We start from the raw sequence: 16,324 nt of genomic DNA, 5'->3' as shown, positions 1-16,324 counted from the left end.
CTCGTTCTATGCGCTCAACCCCTTAAGAGCATCAAAGGTTTATGAAACCAGTATTCAGTATCGGGTTTATTCTCGTGCTATGCGCTCGTGAGGCAAGCCTTAAAGGTTTATGATTGTGACTTGACCAACTCAAACTTAATCCCAAAAAAAGATCGCTAGTGGCGATCGCAAAACGGAAAAATAGATTACTATTAAAACAATACTTCGGACACTTTTTAATATGCAAAGTATCAGTTTTTGGATCGGAAAGCAATTAAGTGAGGCGATTGATAAAAAACCGCCTCACCAATAAACACTCACCAAAGGATAAATAATCGCTACTAAGCGAGCGCTTTTTGTGAGAGAATACTCGAAAAATATTTAATTGAGGGAAAATCTATGAAAACGAAGCGACAATCGAGAAAACTACCCAGAAATTAAATTTGCCGAATTGAGTGCATCAATTCAGCAATTACACCCGGTTTTGCAGAACGGGTCAAAAAGAAAATATTTGTTATGTAAATGTAACAAAAACGGTGTCAATAGTCAACTCAATCAGACTTTTTGTGATTGCAGTCCCTATTTTGACAACTTTAAACAACAGACCCCTGCAAAAGCGGTGTTAACCCTTACAAAGGAACACCGATGGAATTTTCAAAAAATGAGTTAGGTAGTATATGTGGTAAGGCACAACCTATTGTGTCATCACCACACTATCCTCACACCGACTCAAGTAATTGCAATCTAAAAAACGAAAACAGATTTGCAGAACCTACTGAGCAAATCTTTGAAGTAGCACCGCATCAATTGTTTGATTTCCTTCAAAAATATGGCGATGGCGGTACACTCCGATTGAAATTTGGGGGGGCAAAATAAATGCACCCCACTCTGACACTCCCCAACTCGCCCGTCTATCAGAGCAGCGATCGCACTGACTACCGCCAAGATTGGTTAGACTCTGGCGTTGACGATGCAATCATTAACCTCAACGTACAGGAGATCGCTGGCGCAGACTTATTTGAATTTCTCTATCCCCACCCGCAGCGCCTCAACGCGGGCCGCCTCAACGCCAAGTACCTGAGACTTTGGGAACGCTGCGTAGACTTTGACAACACTCCACTGTCACACGGCTGGATCTGCAACGGTCGCGTCAAGATTTTACAAGGGCCCTTACTCAAACCTGAGAATGGCAAAAACGGAAAATGGAAAGTCGTAAAGTACCGCAACCCTGAAGGGGGTAAAGCCCCGATCGCATTCCTCAAAGTACCGCTTCACATCTGGGAGAAAGTTGCGGCGCAGTATGGTATCGCCATGCCTAGTTACATAGAGGTTACACAAGAAGGTTCGGCTCTGGGTTTTTGGGAATGGGTGCTTAAAAATCGAGTTCCTGTAAAACCGACAGAAGGTGAGAAAAAAGCAGGATGCCTACTGACTTTGGGTTACGCGGCGATCGCCCTCCCTGGTATCTCAATGGGATGGCGGGTTACAGACAGAGATTTTAAAGGCAAAGCGATCGCACGGGAATTGCACCCAGATTTATTACCCTTCGATGATGGTCGTGATGTTACGATTTGTTTCGACTACCGCCCCGGTGATTATTTCAAGTCCCCCGAATGGGTCAACGCGGCTATCCTTGGCAAACTCTTCAAACAGTCCACAGTCAAAATTGCCAGACTCCCAGGCCCGCAGAAAGGAATTGATGATTTTGCAGTTGCTGGTGGCGACGTTGCCCAAGTCCTAGCCGCCGCTGAATCCCTCAAACAATTGCAGGATGAGCGCCTGTGGCGTTTTTGCTACAAGGGCTTCTCTCCTGAGAAAAAAGTAAACCAGCGCTACCTCGACATAGAAGCCCCTGAACCCGGCAAAATTATAGCTCCCAAATCGGGCCTAGCCACCGGAAAAACTCAATTGTTGGCTGATAAGGTTGCAACGCAACCAGGGAAGCAAATCAACATCGGCTACCGTAACAGCTTACTGCTACAGCAGGCTCAAAAGATTGGTAGCTATCACCTAGATGAGCATGATGGCCGCCGTTTTTTTGAAGATCCTAACGCTCGGATCAGCCTGTGTTGGGATTCCCTGCTGAAGCTTCCCCCTGAAATTTTCGAGGGGGCACATATTATTTTGGATGAAGCTTCAAGCAGTATCAAGCATCTGCTCACCAGTAGCACTTGCAAAGAGAAAAGGCTTGAAATTCTCGATTATCTAGAAAAGATTGGCCCTACCGTTGGGGGGGTAATCGCGCTTGATGGTAATCTCAAAGATTCAGATATTCAATATTTGGAAGAAATCTTCAAGATGCCATCGGTGAAAATTGAAAATGAATTTAAGGGCGATACGCCGCCCGTAACCTTCCTTGAGCTTCCCAAAGGCAGATATCGGATTGCCAAGGCAGAATTTGAATGGCTAGCAAGGGCAATCATGGATGCTGATTGCCCCGCAATTGCCACAGATTCCCTCAATGATGCCGAAGCCCTTTACAAAAAGTTGACGGCTCAAGGCAAAAAAGGCATTTTATTAAGCAGCAAAACAGCTACTAAGAAATGGGCTAAGGAATTTCTAGCTAATCCTGATGAGTACATCAGAAAGCACAAGCCAGAATTTATCATCTTTACCCCAACTGCTGAAAGCGGTCTCGATATTTCAATCAAAGAAAAGATTGATAATTTGGAGATTGGGAATTATTTCTCTGATGTTTTCTGCATTTTTCGCGGGGTCATTGGCGTTGATGAATGCCTCCAAATGTCTCGCCGGGTAAGGCATCCAGAAAGGATTGTGATCTGCTGTGCTGAGCGTAAATTTGCCAGCAATAATGATTCTAATCCCTTTTCAGGTCAGCTAATCAAAGACATTGAAGAGCGGGTAACGGCTGAAATGAAAGCACTTTCTCCTGAAGAAAATACAGCCGCAATCAAAGAAGCAATCAAGGCTCAAATTGATTCCCCACACCTAGAAGCTTGGGCGAAAATTAAGGGCAAAGATGCAGTTGAAGCGCGTAACTTACGGCGGTTTCTACTTAAATCTTTTGAGGATGGTGGCTATGAAGTTAATCGAATTAGTTTCTCGGATTTGCTTAATCCTGATGCCATTTACGATGAGGGAATGAGCTTTGCTGATGCTAAAAAGCTTTCTAAAGAAGAAGAAGCAAAGCAGATTTTCAATTCTGAATTTATCACCCTAGAAAAATACTTAGAAATTGAGGGAAGCAATGCTGAATGGGAGGATTGCTGCAAAGCCATCAAATATCGCCTTTTAGCGCGGCTACCAGGCATTGAAAATACTGAGCTTTGGACTTGGGAGTTTGTTTACCGTATCCGCTTCACTGACAGAGATTTGCTCAATCAGCTCTATGCCAACTGGAAACTTGAAAACCCTATTGATGCTGAACTGCTACAACGGCAAAAATGGAACCGTGAGTTTAGAACTTTCTTGCCTGACCTGAACAACCAATGGCTCAAACTAAAACTTCTCTCAAAATTGGGGATTAATCAATTCCTTGACCCTTCAAAGGTCTGGACGGATAAATCCCCTGAAGTCAAGGAACTGGTGAGGATTTGTAAAACCAAGTCAGCAGCCGCCCTACTTGGACATCCCGGCAAAAGCTCACCCATGCAATATCTCAACCGCTTACTTAAATTTATCGGGGTTAAGCTGAAGGCCTCTCAGGTTAGGGAGGGGGATAAGCGAGTTTGGCAATATCGTTTTGTAGAGGCTGGTGAGAACTCTAGCAGACCCGAAAACTGGGATGAGCTTTACCCTCTAGTCTGTCAAAAATTGGCTGAAAAAATCGCCTCTGCGAAAATGGCTGAATCACCCTCTCCTCTTGATGTGGAGGTTGTCACAGCTCCCCCCATAAATATACAAAATACAGCCGAAGCTGTGACAGAGAATCAGACTCACCCTGTAGAAAAAGTTTGGGGCGTGGCTTGTGAAGTTGCGGAGGTGGCCCGTGAAGTTGCGGAGGTGGCGTTATGGGTCGCTGAGGGGATGGTGGAGTCAGCAAAAACCTGTCTACATCACATTCTCAACCGATACGGATACTTACCCGTAGCAGAGGCGCTAGAAAGTCTGAGTGCTGAGCAGCGGTTAGCAGTTGAAAGTCTAGGTTAGACTTATCACCTCAGTTGTTAGCGATCGCTTTCCTAGCAGAGCCACAATCAACCCTCTGTGAGGCCGCCGTATGGGAGCTGGCAGAGGATAGCTCGGCGATCAAGCGCACCCAAGGCCGAAGCTCAAAACTTTTTTGGCTGAAAACTCACAGCCGTGCTGCTGCATTTGGGTTTGAACAAATCCTAAAGGATTCTGAATCAATCAGGCAGATAGCGGGTGTGGTTGTTGTCTGTCAATGAAACAAAAATCAAAAAACTAAAAACTGATTGATATATAGCAGCCATCCTCTACGCGATCGCCTCGATCGCTGCACAGCAATCAGCAAGCGGTTGATTCCTTTTGCGGTATAAATATATCGCTGAACATTGCCTTTGCTACCTTCTGTTTCCAACGGAGGGAGTCAGATTGATGCGCCTTGAAGGTAACTTTTGTGATCACAAAAACATTGCTTGCTACCATCTTTCTCTGCTTTTCCCCCAGCTTCCTACCTTGCATAAATTTGCAAAATAATGCAAAAAAAATCATGAAAACTCAGACCCAAAAAGTTAATTTTGAGGTTTTTTCCTGTCCCGGTACACTTAATACCAATTTAACAATTTAACAGCAAACTCTGCACTCCCAATTCAAGGAATTGTAGCAGAGGCTCAAAAGCCGCACCTCATTAACTCAGATGAGTAACGCTGGGATTCCCTTGAGGGTGATTCAGGAAATCAGCGGCCATCGCAACTTAGAACAGTTGCAGCGGTACTTAGAAGTTAAACCCGAACAGGTAAGAGGCGCGATCGCTTCCCTTTCGATGCTTAGTCACAGTCACATCGGAGAACTGTCTTATCACGATGTACCGGAGGCTGAATCAACCACCACTCAAAAACAAAACGCCAACGGTTAGCACATAGCCTAGTTCACCTCCACAGCAAAAACGCGGACTTCTGCACTTTTCTCTCCGCTCAAGCACGATCGCGCAAATCCATCTGGAGCAAGGACAAAATATCCTGTGAGAGCCTACCGTAGGCGATCGCTCTGTAATTTGAATGAGTTAAAAGTGGAAAAGCCCCCGGACAAGACTATTGTCGGACGTTTTTCGCGGTGGTTCGATGTTTGGGGATATCGGCAAGCGCCGTAGAGGTTGAAGGAGGTGCGGGAAGTGTTGAAAACGCTTAAGGAGGAGTATCCGGGGGTTTTGAGCTATCGGGAAGCCAAAGCGGTTAAGTTTTATCAAGGAGTCTTAGGAAGGAGCGGCCAAGCTGGTAGAGTCCGATGAGAAGAAGGTAGTAGCAGCTTTGGCTGAGGGTAAGTTTGTTGTGCCGGTGTGGTTGGATGTGATTTATGGGCGGTTGCGTAAAAAGGTGAAGGGGTAGATTGCGATCTAGAAAGTGCGATCGCATCCAAAAAATCGTATTAGCCTGTGATGCCGGTATGGTGGGCTCAGAGACACAGAGGCTTAGTAAGTAGGCTGGTGGGGAAAATGCAAGCACAATTCAATCTCATTTCATATATAGAAAGGTATGCCACCTAATTTGCAAACTAATTCTTGTTTTTCAAACATACAGCCCCCTGTAAACTGGCATGGTAAAAGAATCATAGATAGGGGTGAATTTGATACTTACTTGCAGGGAAAAGTTTATAGTCGCTTGATGGATGAAGAAAACCCTTGCGTTGCAGAATTACAAGCATTGGCTACCACTGAGATGGAAGTTGGATATTTGGAGCAATTGTTGGCTTCGGAGCAAGAGCCAGAATCGTGGGCAATAGGTGAAGCACTAGCAGAATGCTTGCTAGCGGATATAAATGGTGTAAGGTTGCCTTGGAATACAGCAAGAGACAAACGTACTCCTAAAGCTAGTCTCCCAGGAGCCGACTTAATAGGATTCTGGGTTGAAGAGAATGATGTATTTCTACTTTTTGGGGAAGTAAAAACTTCTAACGATACACAAACACCGCCAGGTGTAATGAAAGGAGGTACTGGGATGATACATCAGCTTGAAGACTTAGCTACTAACCGTGAGCTTCACCAGAGTCTACTGAAGTGGCTACGTCCACGTTGTCAGCAATCTGAATTCCTGGAACTATACCAAGCAGCGACTAAACAATATATTAAATCTAGAGGACGTGCCTTGGTGTTGTGTGGTTTGTTAATGCGTGACACTAACCCTGACGAGCGTGATCTCAAAAACCGTGCTCAGGCTTTAGCAAACAAGGTAGCTGAACCAATGCGAGTAGAATTAACAGCTTGGTATTGTCCTCGTCCAATAGACGAATGGCCGCAGACTGCCACTGGAGGTACAGGATGACACAAGATTCCTGGATATTAGATGCTATTGGCAATGAGCTTCTAGAGTCTGCAAGTACAGAAGCATCAAAACGCTTGCTCAAGCAGGCATTAAATCTGCCGCTTGATACAAACGATGAATCGGATTTGCGCTTTACTGCTGAAGCTGTTGAATTAGCAGTGTTCGACTTACTAAATGACGAAGACAATTCACAAAATTTACGGAATGTTAGCAAGAAAGCTTTTGAATTACTGCGTGTACTAAAGGTACCATCTTCTTCAATGGATGCTGCAAAATGGTTACTGCGTGTAGCCTGCTTAGGCATACTAGGCGATCGAGGAGCAGATGCTGCCCGGTTGCTGAAAGAAAATTCGTGGCCGGAACTACCTATAAATTCTGATTCTTGGGGGGAAAGAGTACAGGCAACTATCTTTGATGCTTGGTTGCGTCTGATCCGTAAGGATGGCTGGAATGACCTCGATCGTGTACAAGAGCAGATTGTAGCATTACGAGCGGCTCAACAAAGATTTGAAGCAGACTATCTGGAAACCCAGGCAACTAATGCCCGTACTGCTGCTTGGGAGCTAGTTGCCCTCTATCATCTATCTAAAGCAGCGGAGATCTTATCAATTTTCTTAACGCAGGGAGCAGTAGAGGGGTACTTCGATATTCGTCAGCAGTTAGAATCTCATTTTGATCGGGTATTAAGTGCTTGTGCAAAAGCTGAACTGATTGAACTAGAAAATTTAACACGTCTTCTTATTGAAACAGCAAACCAGTTAGTTAAGAACAGCATTTGGACAGTCACACGAGCAGTAAATAGCCGAGTTACCCGTTTTGTCGAACAGGTAGTAACAAACCAACATCAACCAATCTTTGAAATGCTGCCTCCCCAACGCCGAGCTTTACGGGAAGCAGGACTATTAGGTTCTAGTCATCGAGCCGTGGTTGTAAATCTTCCTACTTCTAGTGGCAAGACTTTTATTGCTCAATTCCGTATTTTACAAGCTCTTAACCAATTTGACCGAGAACAAGGATGGGTTGCTTACCTAGCCCCGACTCGTGCTTTAGTTAATCAGATATGTAAACGTTTAAGAGATGATTTTACTCCATTAGAAATTAACGTAGAGCGCGTTAGTCCTGCTTTAGAAATAGATAGTCTAGAAGCAAATATTCTAAAAGATACTAACCAAGAAAGTCGCTTTCGCATACTGGTTTCAACTCCTGAAAAGTTCGATTTAATGTTACGTGGGGGATGGGAAGAGAAGATTGGAAGACCTCTGACTCTTGTGGTCGTGGATGAAGCCCATAATTTATCCCAAGAACAGCGCGGTCTCAAATTAGAATTGCTATTAGCTACAATTAATCGAGAGTGCCGTTATGCACAATTTCTTCTTCTAACTCCATTTATTGATAATGCCGATGAAATTGCCCGTTGGCTGTCTCCTGATAGCTATAATCAAATTGAATTAGGCTTGGATTGGTTGCCAAATGATCGAGCCATTGTTTTGAGTACAGCCAAAAGGAGTGCTCCTAAATCTAAAAATTTTACTATAGAATTAAAAACGATACACACTAATAGGCAAACTATAGACATTGCCGAAACTATTACGTTAGAAGATGAAAGAATACTTGGCTTAAAATGGTCAGATGTATCAAAAAGCCCTAATAAGCTTGCTGCTGCTACCGCGCAACTTCTGAAAAAGCGGGGATCAGTTATCATTCTTGCAAAAACAATACCTGACACTTGGAAATTGGCTAGTCATTTCACGAAAGAAGCCAATTCTTCTTCACAAGAATCTGAAGATATTCAGTTAGTACAGCGGTTCCTTCAAGAAGAATTTAGTCCTGAATTTCCCCTTATAAATTTATTACAATATGGTGTAGGTGTTCATCACTCCGGTCTTTCAGACGAGGCTAGAACTCTAATAGAGTGGCTATTTGAGAAAGGTAGCATTCAAGTGCTTGTCACAACAACTACTATTGCCCAAGGAGTTAACTTTCCAGTATCTAATGTTGTATTAGCAAGCCACCAGTATCCCTACGGTAAAAATATGCCAGCCGAAGATTTTTGGAATTTGGCTGGCCGTGCTGGGCGTGTAAACCAATCAAGTGTAGGAATCATTGCTCTAGCAGCAAATAATCAGGAAAAAGCTGATAAATTAACAGAATTTGTGAATCAAAAAGTGGAATCTTTAAGCTCAACGCTTGTGAGCATGGTACAAAAAGCTATTAAGCAGTGGGGACAATTGGAACTACACCTTTTGTATAAGCAGCCTGAGTGGTCTTCTTTCTTGCAATACCTTGCTCATACTTATCGACAAATTGGTAATCATGAACGTTTTGTTACTGAGGTTGAGCAGGTTTTAAGAGGAACTCTAGGCTTTCAGGCTCTCCGGCGAAAACATCCACAAATAGCAAACTCCCTAGTCAATGGTGTACGAGGCTATGCAGAACGCATTTCTAATCGTCCGTTAAGTCTAGTAGATAATACTGGTTTTTCCTGGGAAAGTGTTAGCATAACTCTCAGCCGATTGCATGACGAACGTATCAATCAAGAGGTTTGGGATGCAGATAGTTTATTTGTAAGCGGTAGTCCCTCCTTAAAGAAATTACTAGAAATTCTTCAAGATATACCGGAATTGAATCAAAACCTTGAGCAAGTAATAGGCGGAGCAAGAATAAGTAAAAACTTCCTAGCAGATATAATTTCTGATTGGGTGAACGGCTTAAGCCTGAAAGATATAGCACAGAATTATTTTTCGACTGCTAAAGGTAGAAATATTGAATTTACAGATGCTATGACTAATTGCTGTAAGAGTCTATTCAAAAATCTTATTCCGGCAGCATCCTGGGGTTTAGCAGCTCTGCAAACTTTGACATTCAAAGAAGAAGAGTTTGAGCAGCTTTCAGAAAGGGATCAACAAACTCTACGCAATCTACCTGCTCGTGTGTTTTATGGTGTTAATTCTGATGAGGCGATTACTCTACGACTTCTTAATGTACCCAGACAAGCTGCTCAACCTCTAGCTGGAGAACTTGGGGAACGGATGTTAAATCCAGGTTTACCTTTATCAAGGTTAAGAAGTGAGTTAGCGCAAGTAAAACCTACGGTTTGGACTCAAGCCATTGGAGAAGCAGGGCAAGATTATTATAAAGTTTGGAAAATTATTGAAGGGAAAGAATAGAGACTTCAGTTGCTTGAAAATAAAAATGATTGATCGCACCTCTTAACCTCGCCATCTTACCCAACCCATTCGGCATTAACTCCTTCACCACTCAAAATCGCCCCAAAAATGACTCAAACACTCTCCCTCCAAAGGTAAAACCCGAAGCCGCGATCGCTGCGCTCTGCGTTTATTGAATAATTGGATATCCGTTAATTCGCATAACCAGTTATGCGGATTAACGGATAAGCGGATTAGTAGATGTTCAGAATTATGGTAATCTGCTAGAAATTGATTTTCGAGGGAGGTGAGCCTCATCGCAATATACACAGTGGCATCCTTTAAGGGAGGCGTGGGAAAGACGACGACGGCCGTCCACCTGGCAGCTTACCTGGCGGAATCGGGCGATGCAATTCTAATTGACGGCGACCCCAACCGCAGCGCGACGGGATGGGCCAAGCGAGGGCAGTTGCCCTTTGAAGTGGTTGACGAGCGGCAAGCGCCCTACCGTTTGAGCTCAAGCAAACCCGAACACATCGTTATTGATACCCAGGCGCGGCCTAGTGAAGAAGACTTGCAGAATTTGGTGAGGGGCGATCTGTTGATCCTGCCAACGACTCCAGACGCTCTTTCCCTCGATGCTCTCTTTCAAACCATTGGAGTGCTTAAGAAGTTTGACGTTACGAAGTTTAGAATCCTACTGACCGTTGTGCCACCAGCCCCCAGAAAAACAGGGGAGAAAGCGAGGGAGGCTTTACTTGAACTGGGTTTGCCTCTGTTTGAGATTGGAATTCGCCGCTTTGCTTGCTATGAAACCGCAGCGCTACAGGGTTGCTTAGTGCGGGACGTGAAAGATCGCAATGCAGCAACGGCTTGGCGGGACTACAAACGGCTAGGGAGCGAACTGTTGTGACCAAAAAAGAAAATGCCTTTCGCCGCATCTTCGATGTAGCCTCTGAGGATGGAAAATCTGCTGACCCGCAACCTCTTCTTGAGGTACAGAGGGCGGAACCTGCAAAAGAGCGGATAGTTGCTGAGCTCACGCCTGACCCTGGACTGTTACCTCCGCCTAAAACGAGGGGACGACCTAAAGGGAAAAAATCAGATCCAGAGTATGAGGCGGCGATCGCCTACATTCGCAAGAAAACGCACCTGCAAGTTAAGAGGCGGCTCCTGGATTTGGCAGAAGAGGAGGTAAAGTTAGACTTCTCAGAACTGGTGCAGGAGTTGCTAGAGGTGTGGGTGCTGTTCGAGCAAGGGGCGGAACCGGATAGCCTAATAGCTAGATTATCGAATATCCGAAAATCTGGTAATTCGGATTAGAGCGAGGGTTTATAGGTAAGACTGAGGACTGTAAAAGTTGAGTACATTAACATGGAAAACTTCCGTTACCAGCTAACTGAGCATGCATCCGAACAAGTGAGCAAACGTAATATCCAATTGGAATGGATCGAGCAAGTTCTCCAGTCCCCCATCAAAACAAAACCAGATGATAAAGATCCGGAGCTTCGGGCTGCTTATGGAGTTATACCTGAAAAGGATGATCGTATTTTACGGGTAGTTTACAATTTCACTGTAGAGCCTTGGAAAATTGTTACAGCACATTTTGATAGAAATGCAACAAGCAAGCACAAGCGAGGTCTATTATGAAAATTGAATTAAAACACGATCCAGAGGCGGATGCAGCCTATTTCACCCTATCGGAGGGTGAAATCGCAGACTCCGAAGAAAGTCCCCCTGGTATAGTCTGGGACTTCGATAAAAATAACCAGGTAGTAGGAGTAGAAATCTTAAATTTTAAATACAGAACGCCTGATGAGTTTTTCAATCTGGCGGAAGCATCGGAATCCTATCTGACAGAAGAACAAAAGATTGCTTTTCGGGATTTCTTTTCTAAAACCCCGCTACCTGTTTGAGTTGCTTTTTTACCAAAACCTTGATCTAAGTTATCGTTGTTCGTGTGGCTGTGATGCCGTGCCACTTGCAAAGGGTACTAATTGTTTCTGGTAATGGCGATGGGCGATCGGTGGGAGTGACTGCAATCATGGTCGGCTTCTTGAGTTCCCCATAGAACTGATCTCGCCCTTTCCGTTTCGGTATTATCGGCATGGTTAGGTGACTGATTTGACGATCGCCTGCTTTGAGAACTGTTTTATTCTTCCTCCCCAAGCTCACCAAGAGCGTCATCAAATTTGTTAATGATGTCGAGTAATTTTGATACAACTCGCGCAAAGATTTTTTTACGCTCTAATAATTTTGGTTTTTCGTTACAAGCACTCAGCACAGTTTCTCTTAATGGCTCTTTCCCTGAAAATTTATAGTCGGCAATCATTTGATTAACAGCTTCGACCTTGAGATTTTCCTCTATACAGAGTTGCTGAATTGCTTCGATACGTTCTTGAGTCCAGAAGTCTTGAAAGACAGTTTCCACTTTTTCTTCGGGTTCAAGGGTGGGTAGCCGCTCTTCGATAAATTTCTCCAGCAGATCCCGTTTACTTCGTAATTGGGCTTCCTTACCAATGAGTTCAAGGATACAGGCTTTTTGGCTCTGGTACTCTTCTGAAGTGACATCTGTTTGCAGCTCGCGCTGAAGGTTAGCCAGCAGCTTGAGAATATAGGCGACATTGATTTCGTCTCGCTGGATCAGTTCCAGTTCAAAATCGACTTCCTCAACTAAAGACTCTTTCTCGTCATCGGGTTTAGATCGCGTTTTATCATAGATGTCCAGATATTTGCTTTTATAATCTTCAAAGGTTTGTTCATCCAGATTTAAGTCAGAAAAACTAAATTCAGTGAATGATTTACTTACATTCTGCAAACGAATAAGATTACGAAAGGCTTTAACGAACTTAACTTGGTCATCTTCACTAATAAGCTTATTGACATCGTTAGGGATAGTGGCGATCGCTCTCAGTTCTTGCACCCCGTCATTAAATTTTTCAATGTAGTATTCGTAGGGTTGAATGAAAATTTCTTCGCTTGCGTTGGTGTCTGAAAAGAGGGCAACGGCTTGATCAGTATTCTCTTTGAGGTTACGGAAAGAGACGATATTCCCTTGAGATTTAAGTTCGCCCAAAATGCGATTAGTGCGGGAGTATGCTTGAATTAATCCGTGATACTTCAGATTTTTGTCAACGTAAAGTGTATTGAGCTTTTTGACATCAAAGCCCGTGAGAAACATATTGACGACTAACAGAATATCGGCGCGTTCCTGATCCTGAAAGTTTTCTCGATCGCGGTCTTTCATCCGCTTGGCGATATCTTTATAGTAGGCATAGAAAGCCTGACTATCTTTGGCGGAATGTTGGGTTTGGTACATCTGGTTATACTCCGCGATAAATTGATTCAGTTTGTCGCGGCTATGGCTACGGTTGCTTATATCTGCGCTGATATTAAAATCAGGTTCTCCAATTAAGCCGTTTGCGTCTTGGTCTTCTTCGTTATAGCCAGGGGTAAAAATTGTGATCACTCGTAGGTCATGTAATCCCTGTTTTTGTTTGTTTTTGAACGTGTCGTAATAGGTAATTAGGGTGTCTACACTGCTGGCGCAGAGCATCGCCGAGAATTTTCTACCGTGGGTTTTACGGTTATGGTTGGCAATAATCCAATCGACAATTAGAGAAATTCGGTCGGGATTTTCAAAGAATTCTCGGTCTAATTTTGGCTCTGTGATCAGCGTACCGTCTTTGCGTTTGATTTTTCCCCAATACTCGACGGAAAATTTAAGCACGTTTTCATCCGCGATCGCATTGGTAATCACATATTTATGCAGACATTCCTGGAATAGGTCTTTGGTAGTACGTTTACCGTGTTCGTTGCTAGCGGCGTTATCGGCAAAGATAGGAGTCCCTGTAAAGCCAAACATTTGTGCTTGGGGAAAGAATTTGACGATATTTTTATGGGTTTCGCCAAATTGAGAACGGTGGCATTCGTCAAAGATGAACACAATGCGCTTATCTTTCAAGCTTTCCATTGCGACTTCATGACGTTGGGACTTGATCGCTCGGTTGAGTTTCTGGATAGTGGTGACAATGAGGGGGTTATCCCCAGCCATTTGTTCTACTAATTGTCGAGTGTTGTCAGTAGTGTCTACGCAGTCGGGGCTGAAATAATTAAACTCTCTGCTAGTTTGGTAGTCGAGGTCAGCACGATCAACTACGAACAGAACTTTATGGACTTTGGGTAGTTGCGTAAGGATTTGGGCAGCTTTGAAACTGGTGAGGGTTTTGCCCGATCCAGTGGTATGCCAGATATAGCCATTTTTGTTGGTGTTTTTGACACGCTCAATGATGGCTTCGACGGCGTAGTATTGATAGGGACGCAGCACCATCAGCACTTTGTCGGATTCGTGCAGGACAATGTATTTACAGATCATCTTGGAGACGTGGCATTTCTCCAGAAAGCTATCCGCGAAGTCTTCCAGTTGGGTAATCAGGTTATTGTCTTGGTCTGCCCAGTAGAAGGTTTGTTTAAATTCTTGTTTACGGTTGTTGGCGTAGTAACGGGTATTGACACCGTTGGAGATGACGAAAATTTGGACATATTGAAACAGTCCATTGTCTGCTCCGTAGGAATGGCGTTGGTAGCGGTTGATTTGGTTGAAGGCTTCCTTAAGTTCCAGTCCTCGGCGTTTCAGTTCGATTTGGACGAGGGGCAAGCCGTTAATCAGCAGGGTTACATCGTAGCGGTTTTTGTACTTGCCTTGCTGGGTAATCTGGTTCGTAACTTGATATTGGTTTTGACACCAATGTTCTGTGTTGAGGAATTCCAGGTAAAAGGTAGTGCCATCGTCGCGGCTGAGTTCCATTTTGTCGCGGAGTCGCTTGGCTCGGTCAAATACGTTACCCTTGTCAAGGTGGTTGAGAATGCTCTTAAACTCTGTGTCGCTGAGTTTGATGTGGTTATGTTTTTCAAGTTGGGCTTTGAGGTTGGCATTGAATTCTGCTGCACTGCTGATGTTGACGGGTTGGTAGCCTAGCCCCGTCAGACGCTCGATCAGTTTTTGCTCTAGTTGCGCTTCAGATTCCGTCATGGCGACCTACTCTTCATTTAACATTGCTTGTTCATCAAGGAAAACTTGTAGCCGGATCTCGTAATCTTCATAGTAAAGAGTATACAGTGCTTGGCTATAAAGTAGTTTTCCGTCTAAGGGATATTCTTCGTCTAGAAATTCATTGAATTCTGGACTTTCTTCATATCTAATTCGGTCTTCTTCGATTTTAATATCTTCTTTTGACTTCTTTTCCAATTCAAAACTGATAAACGAAGATATGAGATAACGGGATAGGCTTTCTGTTATTTCTCTCAGTAGCCGCGATAAATCTTGATCGTTAAGCAGTTCTTTGGGTATATGTTTTCCGTGAGATAAATCACCTCTCGCATTTCTTAATTCATTAATATGTTTTCCTATCTGTGAGAGTTTACTAATAAAATCCCTCTCGTATACATCATCATTTTTTTGAAGTAACTTGGCTGCCTCACAGATAAGATTATTAGTTTCGCTTTTCGCACCTTTATTTAAACTTTTCCCTTCTATACTTGGGTCAATTTGCGTAATGATAGTTTTACAAATGCTCTGTAGAAGTGAATTACAGCAATCTAAGCTTACACCTGTATGTAAATCTTGGTGATAGTTTTCAATTGCGCTAATAAATTCGGCAAATGCACCATAGTATTGAAAGTCGGGGAATTCTTTGATATGTCTTTTCACTAACGCTTCTAAACTCTCCATAACACCTCATTACACAAACATTTTTTGTAGTAAACCTTTCTTGAATTGTTCGGTTTGGTCGATTTGGCGAGAGAGGGTTTCGATTTTGCGATCCATTGCTGTTAAAAAACCAGTAATTTTTTCTTGTTCTTTTTTGCAAGGGTAAAATAGTATGATTGCTGACAATGATTCTTGGTTGATATTTGTATTTGCGCTAGAGGTAGCCAAAGAAAGCAATTCTTTTCTAAATTCTAATGATGAAAAACAATATTTTTTATATAAATGACATAACTCTGAGGATTTCTCTCTAAATCTAATAATAAAACCGCTATAAACAGTATCCTCAAAGTCATCATTTACAAGACACGGCTGACCGACTCCCTCTCTTTTTACTGATGAGCGAACAAATAAAACATCTCCTTTTTTGATTTTGTATTGTTCTACTTGCTTTGAGCTTATCTGCACTCGTTCAAGAGGTATTTTTTTGATTTCGCTTTTCCCAAATATATCCATTAAGTTTACAAATTCCACTCCATCTCCAAATGATGATTTATCTGCGTTAAAACCATTTTTGAATTCACCCAGTTCATCAAGTCTTTTTTCTTCCCAATCAGGAAACTCAGATCCGATCGCCCCCTTAAACCGAATCTCTAGAGAAAAGATTTTGTGCATTACGCCGCGTTTGTAGGTTTGTAAGAGTTCCTGTTTGCGGCGGAGTTGGGCTAGACGGCGATCGACAGCCCCCAAAAAACTAGCAATCTTTTCTTGTTCAGCGATCTTTGGAAGAGTAATTTCTAACCCAGCAAAATTCTGCTGTCCTAGTGTCTTATTTCTCCCTGCTCCCCCTGGAGATGCTAATTCAAGTAAGTATTTTCCACGTTCTCTTAAAAAGAAAAGTATTACAAATTTAAGACTAGCCCTATTTTGTTTAGGTAAAAACATCAAAAAACGATGAGAAGCAATAAACCCATTTTCATCACTACTTGTCAGAGCGACAGCTTGCTCCCAAGCAAAAACAATATTGACAACAAATGCGTTTGGATGAACCCAATAAACTCTTTTATTTCCTAATTCTCTGCCAGTTACAG

Annotated in this window: 15 protein-coding genes and 1 pseudogene; 10 read left to right on the top strand and 6 right to left on the bottom strand. The window is 43.2% G+C overall.

Annotation, left to right across the window (positions count from 1 at the left end; genetic code table 11):
- Positions 1 to 624: 624 nt before the first annotated feature.
- Both OSCI_RS08425 and OSCI_RS08420 read left to right on the top strand, forming a co-directional pair.
- Complete coding sequence (locus OSCI_RS08425; RefSeq protein WP_007354493.1) at positions 625 to 855, top strand: hypothetical protein; 231 nt, start codon at positions 625 to 627, stop codon at positions 853 to 855.
- Entirely contained in the window at positions 856 to 4,089 is a 3,234-nt protein-coding gene (locus OSCI_RS08420; RefSeq protein ID WP_007354492.1) for a plasmid replication protein, CyRepA1 family, read from the top strand. It abuts the gene before it with no gap.
- Between the two features lie 247 nt (positions 4,090 to 4,336).
- On the opposite strand, the gene OSCI_RS29775 is transcribed toward OSCI_RS08420, so the two are convergent.
- A complete protein-coding gene (locus tag OSCI_RS29775) occupies positions 4,337 to 4,480 on the bottom strand; it encodes a hypothetical protein (protein WP_155523445.1) in 144 nt (47 codons plus the stop codon).
- A 261-nt stretch (positions 4,481 to 4,741) separates the two neighbouring features.
- On the opposite strand from OSCI_RS29775, the pseudogene OSCI_RS08410 reads away from it, so the two are divergent.
- From OSCI_RS08410 to OSCI_RS08400, 4 genes and pseudogenes are all read left to right on the top strand, one after another.
- Positions 4,742 to 4,978 (top strand): annotated as a pseudogene (locus OSCI_RS08410) (tyrosine-type recombinase/integrase); the annotation flags it as partial.
- A 105-nt stretch (positions 4,979 to 5,083) separates the two neighbouring features.
- Entirely contained in the window at positions 5,084 to 5,212 is a 129-nt protein-coding gene (locus OSCI_RS31905) for a hypothetical protein (protein WP_007354490.1), read from the top strand.
- Positions 5,213 to 5,594: 382 nt separating this feature from the next.
- On the top strand, positions 5,595 to 6,380 hold the full coding sequence (locus OSCI_RS08405) for a hypothetical protein (protein ID WP_007354488.1): 786 nt from the start codon (positions 5,595 to 5,597) through the stop codon (positions 6,378 to 6,380).
- On the top strand, positions 6,377 to 9,547 hold the full coding sequence (locus OSCI_RS08400; RefSeq protein ID WP_007354487.1) for a DEAD/DEAH box helicase: 3,171 nt from the start codon (positions 6,377 to 6,379) through the stop codon (positions 9,545 to 9,547). Before OSCI_RS08405 ends, OSCI_RS08400 begins: the two co-directional genes overlap by 4 nt.
- A gap of 84 nt (positions 9,548 to 9,631) precedes the next feature.
- Here OSCI_RS08400 and OSCI_RS08395 read toward each other — a convergent pair whose 3' ends face one another.
- Positions 9,632 to 9,856, bottom strand: coding sequence for a hypothetical protein (locus OSCI_RS08395; RefSeq protein ID WP_007354486.1), 225 nt, complete (start codon positions 9,854 to 9,856; stop codon positions 9,632 to 9,634).
- 1 nt (position 9,857) lies between these two features.
- Here OSCI_RS08395 and OSCI_RS08390 point away from each other — a divergent pair, with 1 nt between their 5' ends.
- The 4 genes from OSCI_RS08390 to OSCI_RS08375 are packed head-to-tail and all read left to right on the top strand — an operon-like array spanning position 9,858 to position 11,442.
- A complete protein-coding gene (locus tag OSCI_RS08390) occupies positions 9,858 to 10,439 on the top strand; it encodes a ParA family protein (RefSeq protein WP_007354485.1) in 582 nt (193 codons plus the stop codon).
- Positions 10,436 to 10,849 carry a hypothetical protein gene (locus OSCI_RS08385; RefSeq protein WP_007354484.1) on the top strand — a complete coding sequence of 138 codons (414 nt, stop codon included), beginning with the start codon at positions 10,436 to 10,438 and terminating at the stop codon, positions 10,847 to 10,849. The genes OSCI_RS08390 and OSCI_RS08385 overlap by 4 nt, the downstream gene beginning before the upstream one ends.
- Positions 10,850 to 10,900: 51 nt before the next feature.
- Positions 10,901 to 11,176: a DUF4258 domain-containing protein gene (locus tag OSCI_RS08380; protein ID WP_007354483.1), complete on the top strand. Its 276-nt coding sequence runs from the start codon at positions 10,901 to 10,903 to the stop codon at positions 11,174 to 11,176.
- Positions 11,173 to 11,442: a DUF2283 domain-containing protein gene (locus OSCI_RS08375; RefSeq protein WP_007354482.1), complete on the top strand. Its 270-nt coding sequence runs from the start codon at positions 11,173 to 11,175 to the stop codon at positions 11,440 to 11,442. The genes OSCI_RS08380 and OSCI_RS08375 overlap by 4 nt, the downstream gene beginning before the upstream one ends.
- Before the next feature lie 25 nt (positions 11,443 to 11,467).
- Here OSCI_RS08375 and OSCI_RS29770 read toward each other — a convergent pair whose 3' ends face one another.
- From OSCI_RS29770 to OSCI_RS27835, 4 genes are all read right to left on the bottom strand, one after another.
- The gene (locus tag OSCI_RS29770; protein ID WP_148288977.1) at positions 11,468 to 11,713 is read right to left on the bottom strand and encodes a hypothetical protein; all 246 of its coding nucleotides are present in this window, start codon (positions 11,711 to 11,713) and stop codon (positions 11,468 to 11,470) included.
- Entirely contained in the window at positions 11,679 to 14,558 is a 2,880-nt protein-coding gene (locus tag OSCI_RS08370; protein ID WP_007354481.1) for a type I restriction endonuclease subunit R, read from the bottom strand. Before OSCI_RS08370 ends, OSCI_RS29770 begins: the two co-directional genes overlap by 35 nt.
- A gap of 6 nt (positions 14,559 to 14,564) precedes the next feature.
- The gene (locus tag OSCI_RS08365) at positions 14,565 to 15,257 is read right to left on the bottom strand and encodes an abortive infection family protein (RefSeq protein WP_007354480.1); all 693 of its coding nucleotides are present in this window, start codon (positions 15,255 to 15,257) and stop codon (positions 14,565 to 14,567) included.
- A gap of 9 nt (positions 15,258 to 15,266) precedes the next feature.
- Positions 15,267 to 16,324 (bottom strand): restriction endonuclease subunit S (locus OSCI_RS27835; protein WP_052638529.1); only part of this gene is annotated, 1,058 nt, incomplete at its 5' end.

Source organism: Kamptonema sp. PCC 6506, from assembly GCF_000180455.1.
In the GTDB taxonomy this organism is placed as follows: domain Bacteria; phylum Cyanobacteriota; class Cyanobacteriia; order Cyanobacteriales; family Microcoleaceae; genus Kamptonema; species Kamptonema formosum.
The sequence above is the reverse complement of the archived record's forward strand: the minus strand, read 5'-3'. Positions and strand labels throughout refer to the sequence as shown.

Excerpts from the sequence above, each read along its gene's own strand:
- OSCI_RS08425 (WP_007354493.1), top strand. The coding sequence starts at position 625 with ATGGAATTTTCAAAAAATGAGTTAGGTAGTATATGTGGTAAGGCACAA.
- OSCI_RS08380 (WP_007354483.1), top strand. The coding sequence starts at position 10,901 with ATGGAAAACTTCCGTTACCAGCTAACTGAGCATGCATCCGAACAAGTG.
- OSCI_RS08370 (WP_007354481.1), bottom strand. The coding sequence starts at position 14,558 with ATGACGGAATCTGAAGCGCAACTAGAGCAAAAACTGATCGAGCGTCTG.
- OSCI_RS08405 (WP_007354488.1), top strand. The coding sequence starts at position 5,595 with ATGCCACCTAATTTGCAAACTAATTCTTGTTTTTCAAACATACAGCCC.
- OSCI_RS08420 (WP_007354492.1), top strand. The coding sequence starts at position 856 with ATGCACCCCACTCTGACACTCCCCAACTCGCCCGTCTATCAGAGCAGC.
- OSCI_RS08400 (WP_007354487.1), top strand. The coding sequence starts at position 6,377 with ATGACACAAGATTCCTGGATATTAGATGCTATTGGCAATGAGCTTCTA.
- OSCI_RS08375 (WP_007354482.1), top strand. The coding sequence starts at position 11,173 with ATGAAAATTGAATTAAAACACGATCCAGAGGCGGATGCAGCCTATTTC.
- OSCI_RS08365 (WP_007354480.1), bottom strand. The coding sequence starts at position 15,257 with ATGGAGAGTTTAGAAGCGTTAGTGAAAAGACATATCAAAGAATTCCCC.
- OSCI_RS29770 (WP_148288977.1), bottom strand. The coding sequence starts at position 11,713 with ATGACGCTCTTGGTGAGCTTGGGGAGGAAGAATAAAACAGTTCTCAAA.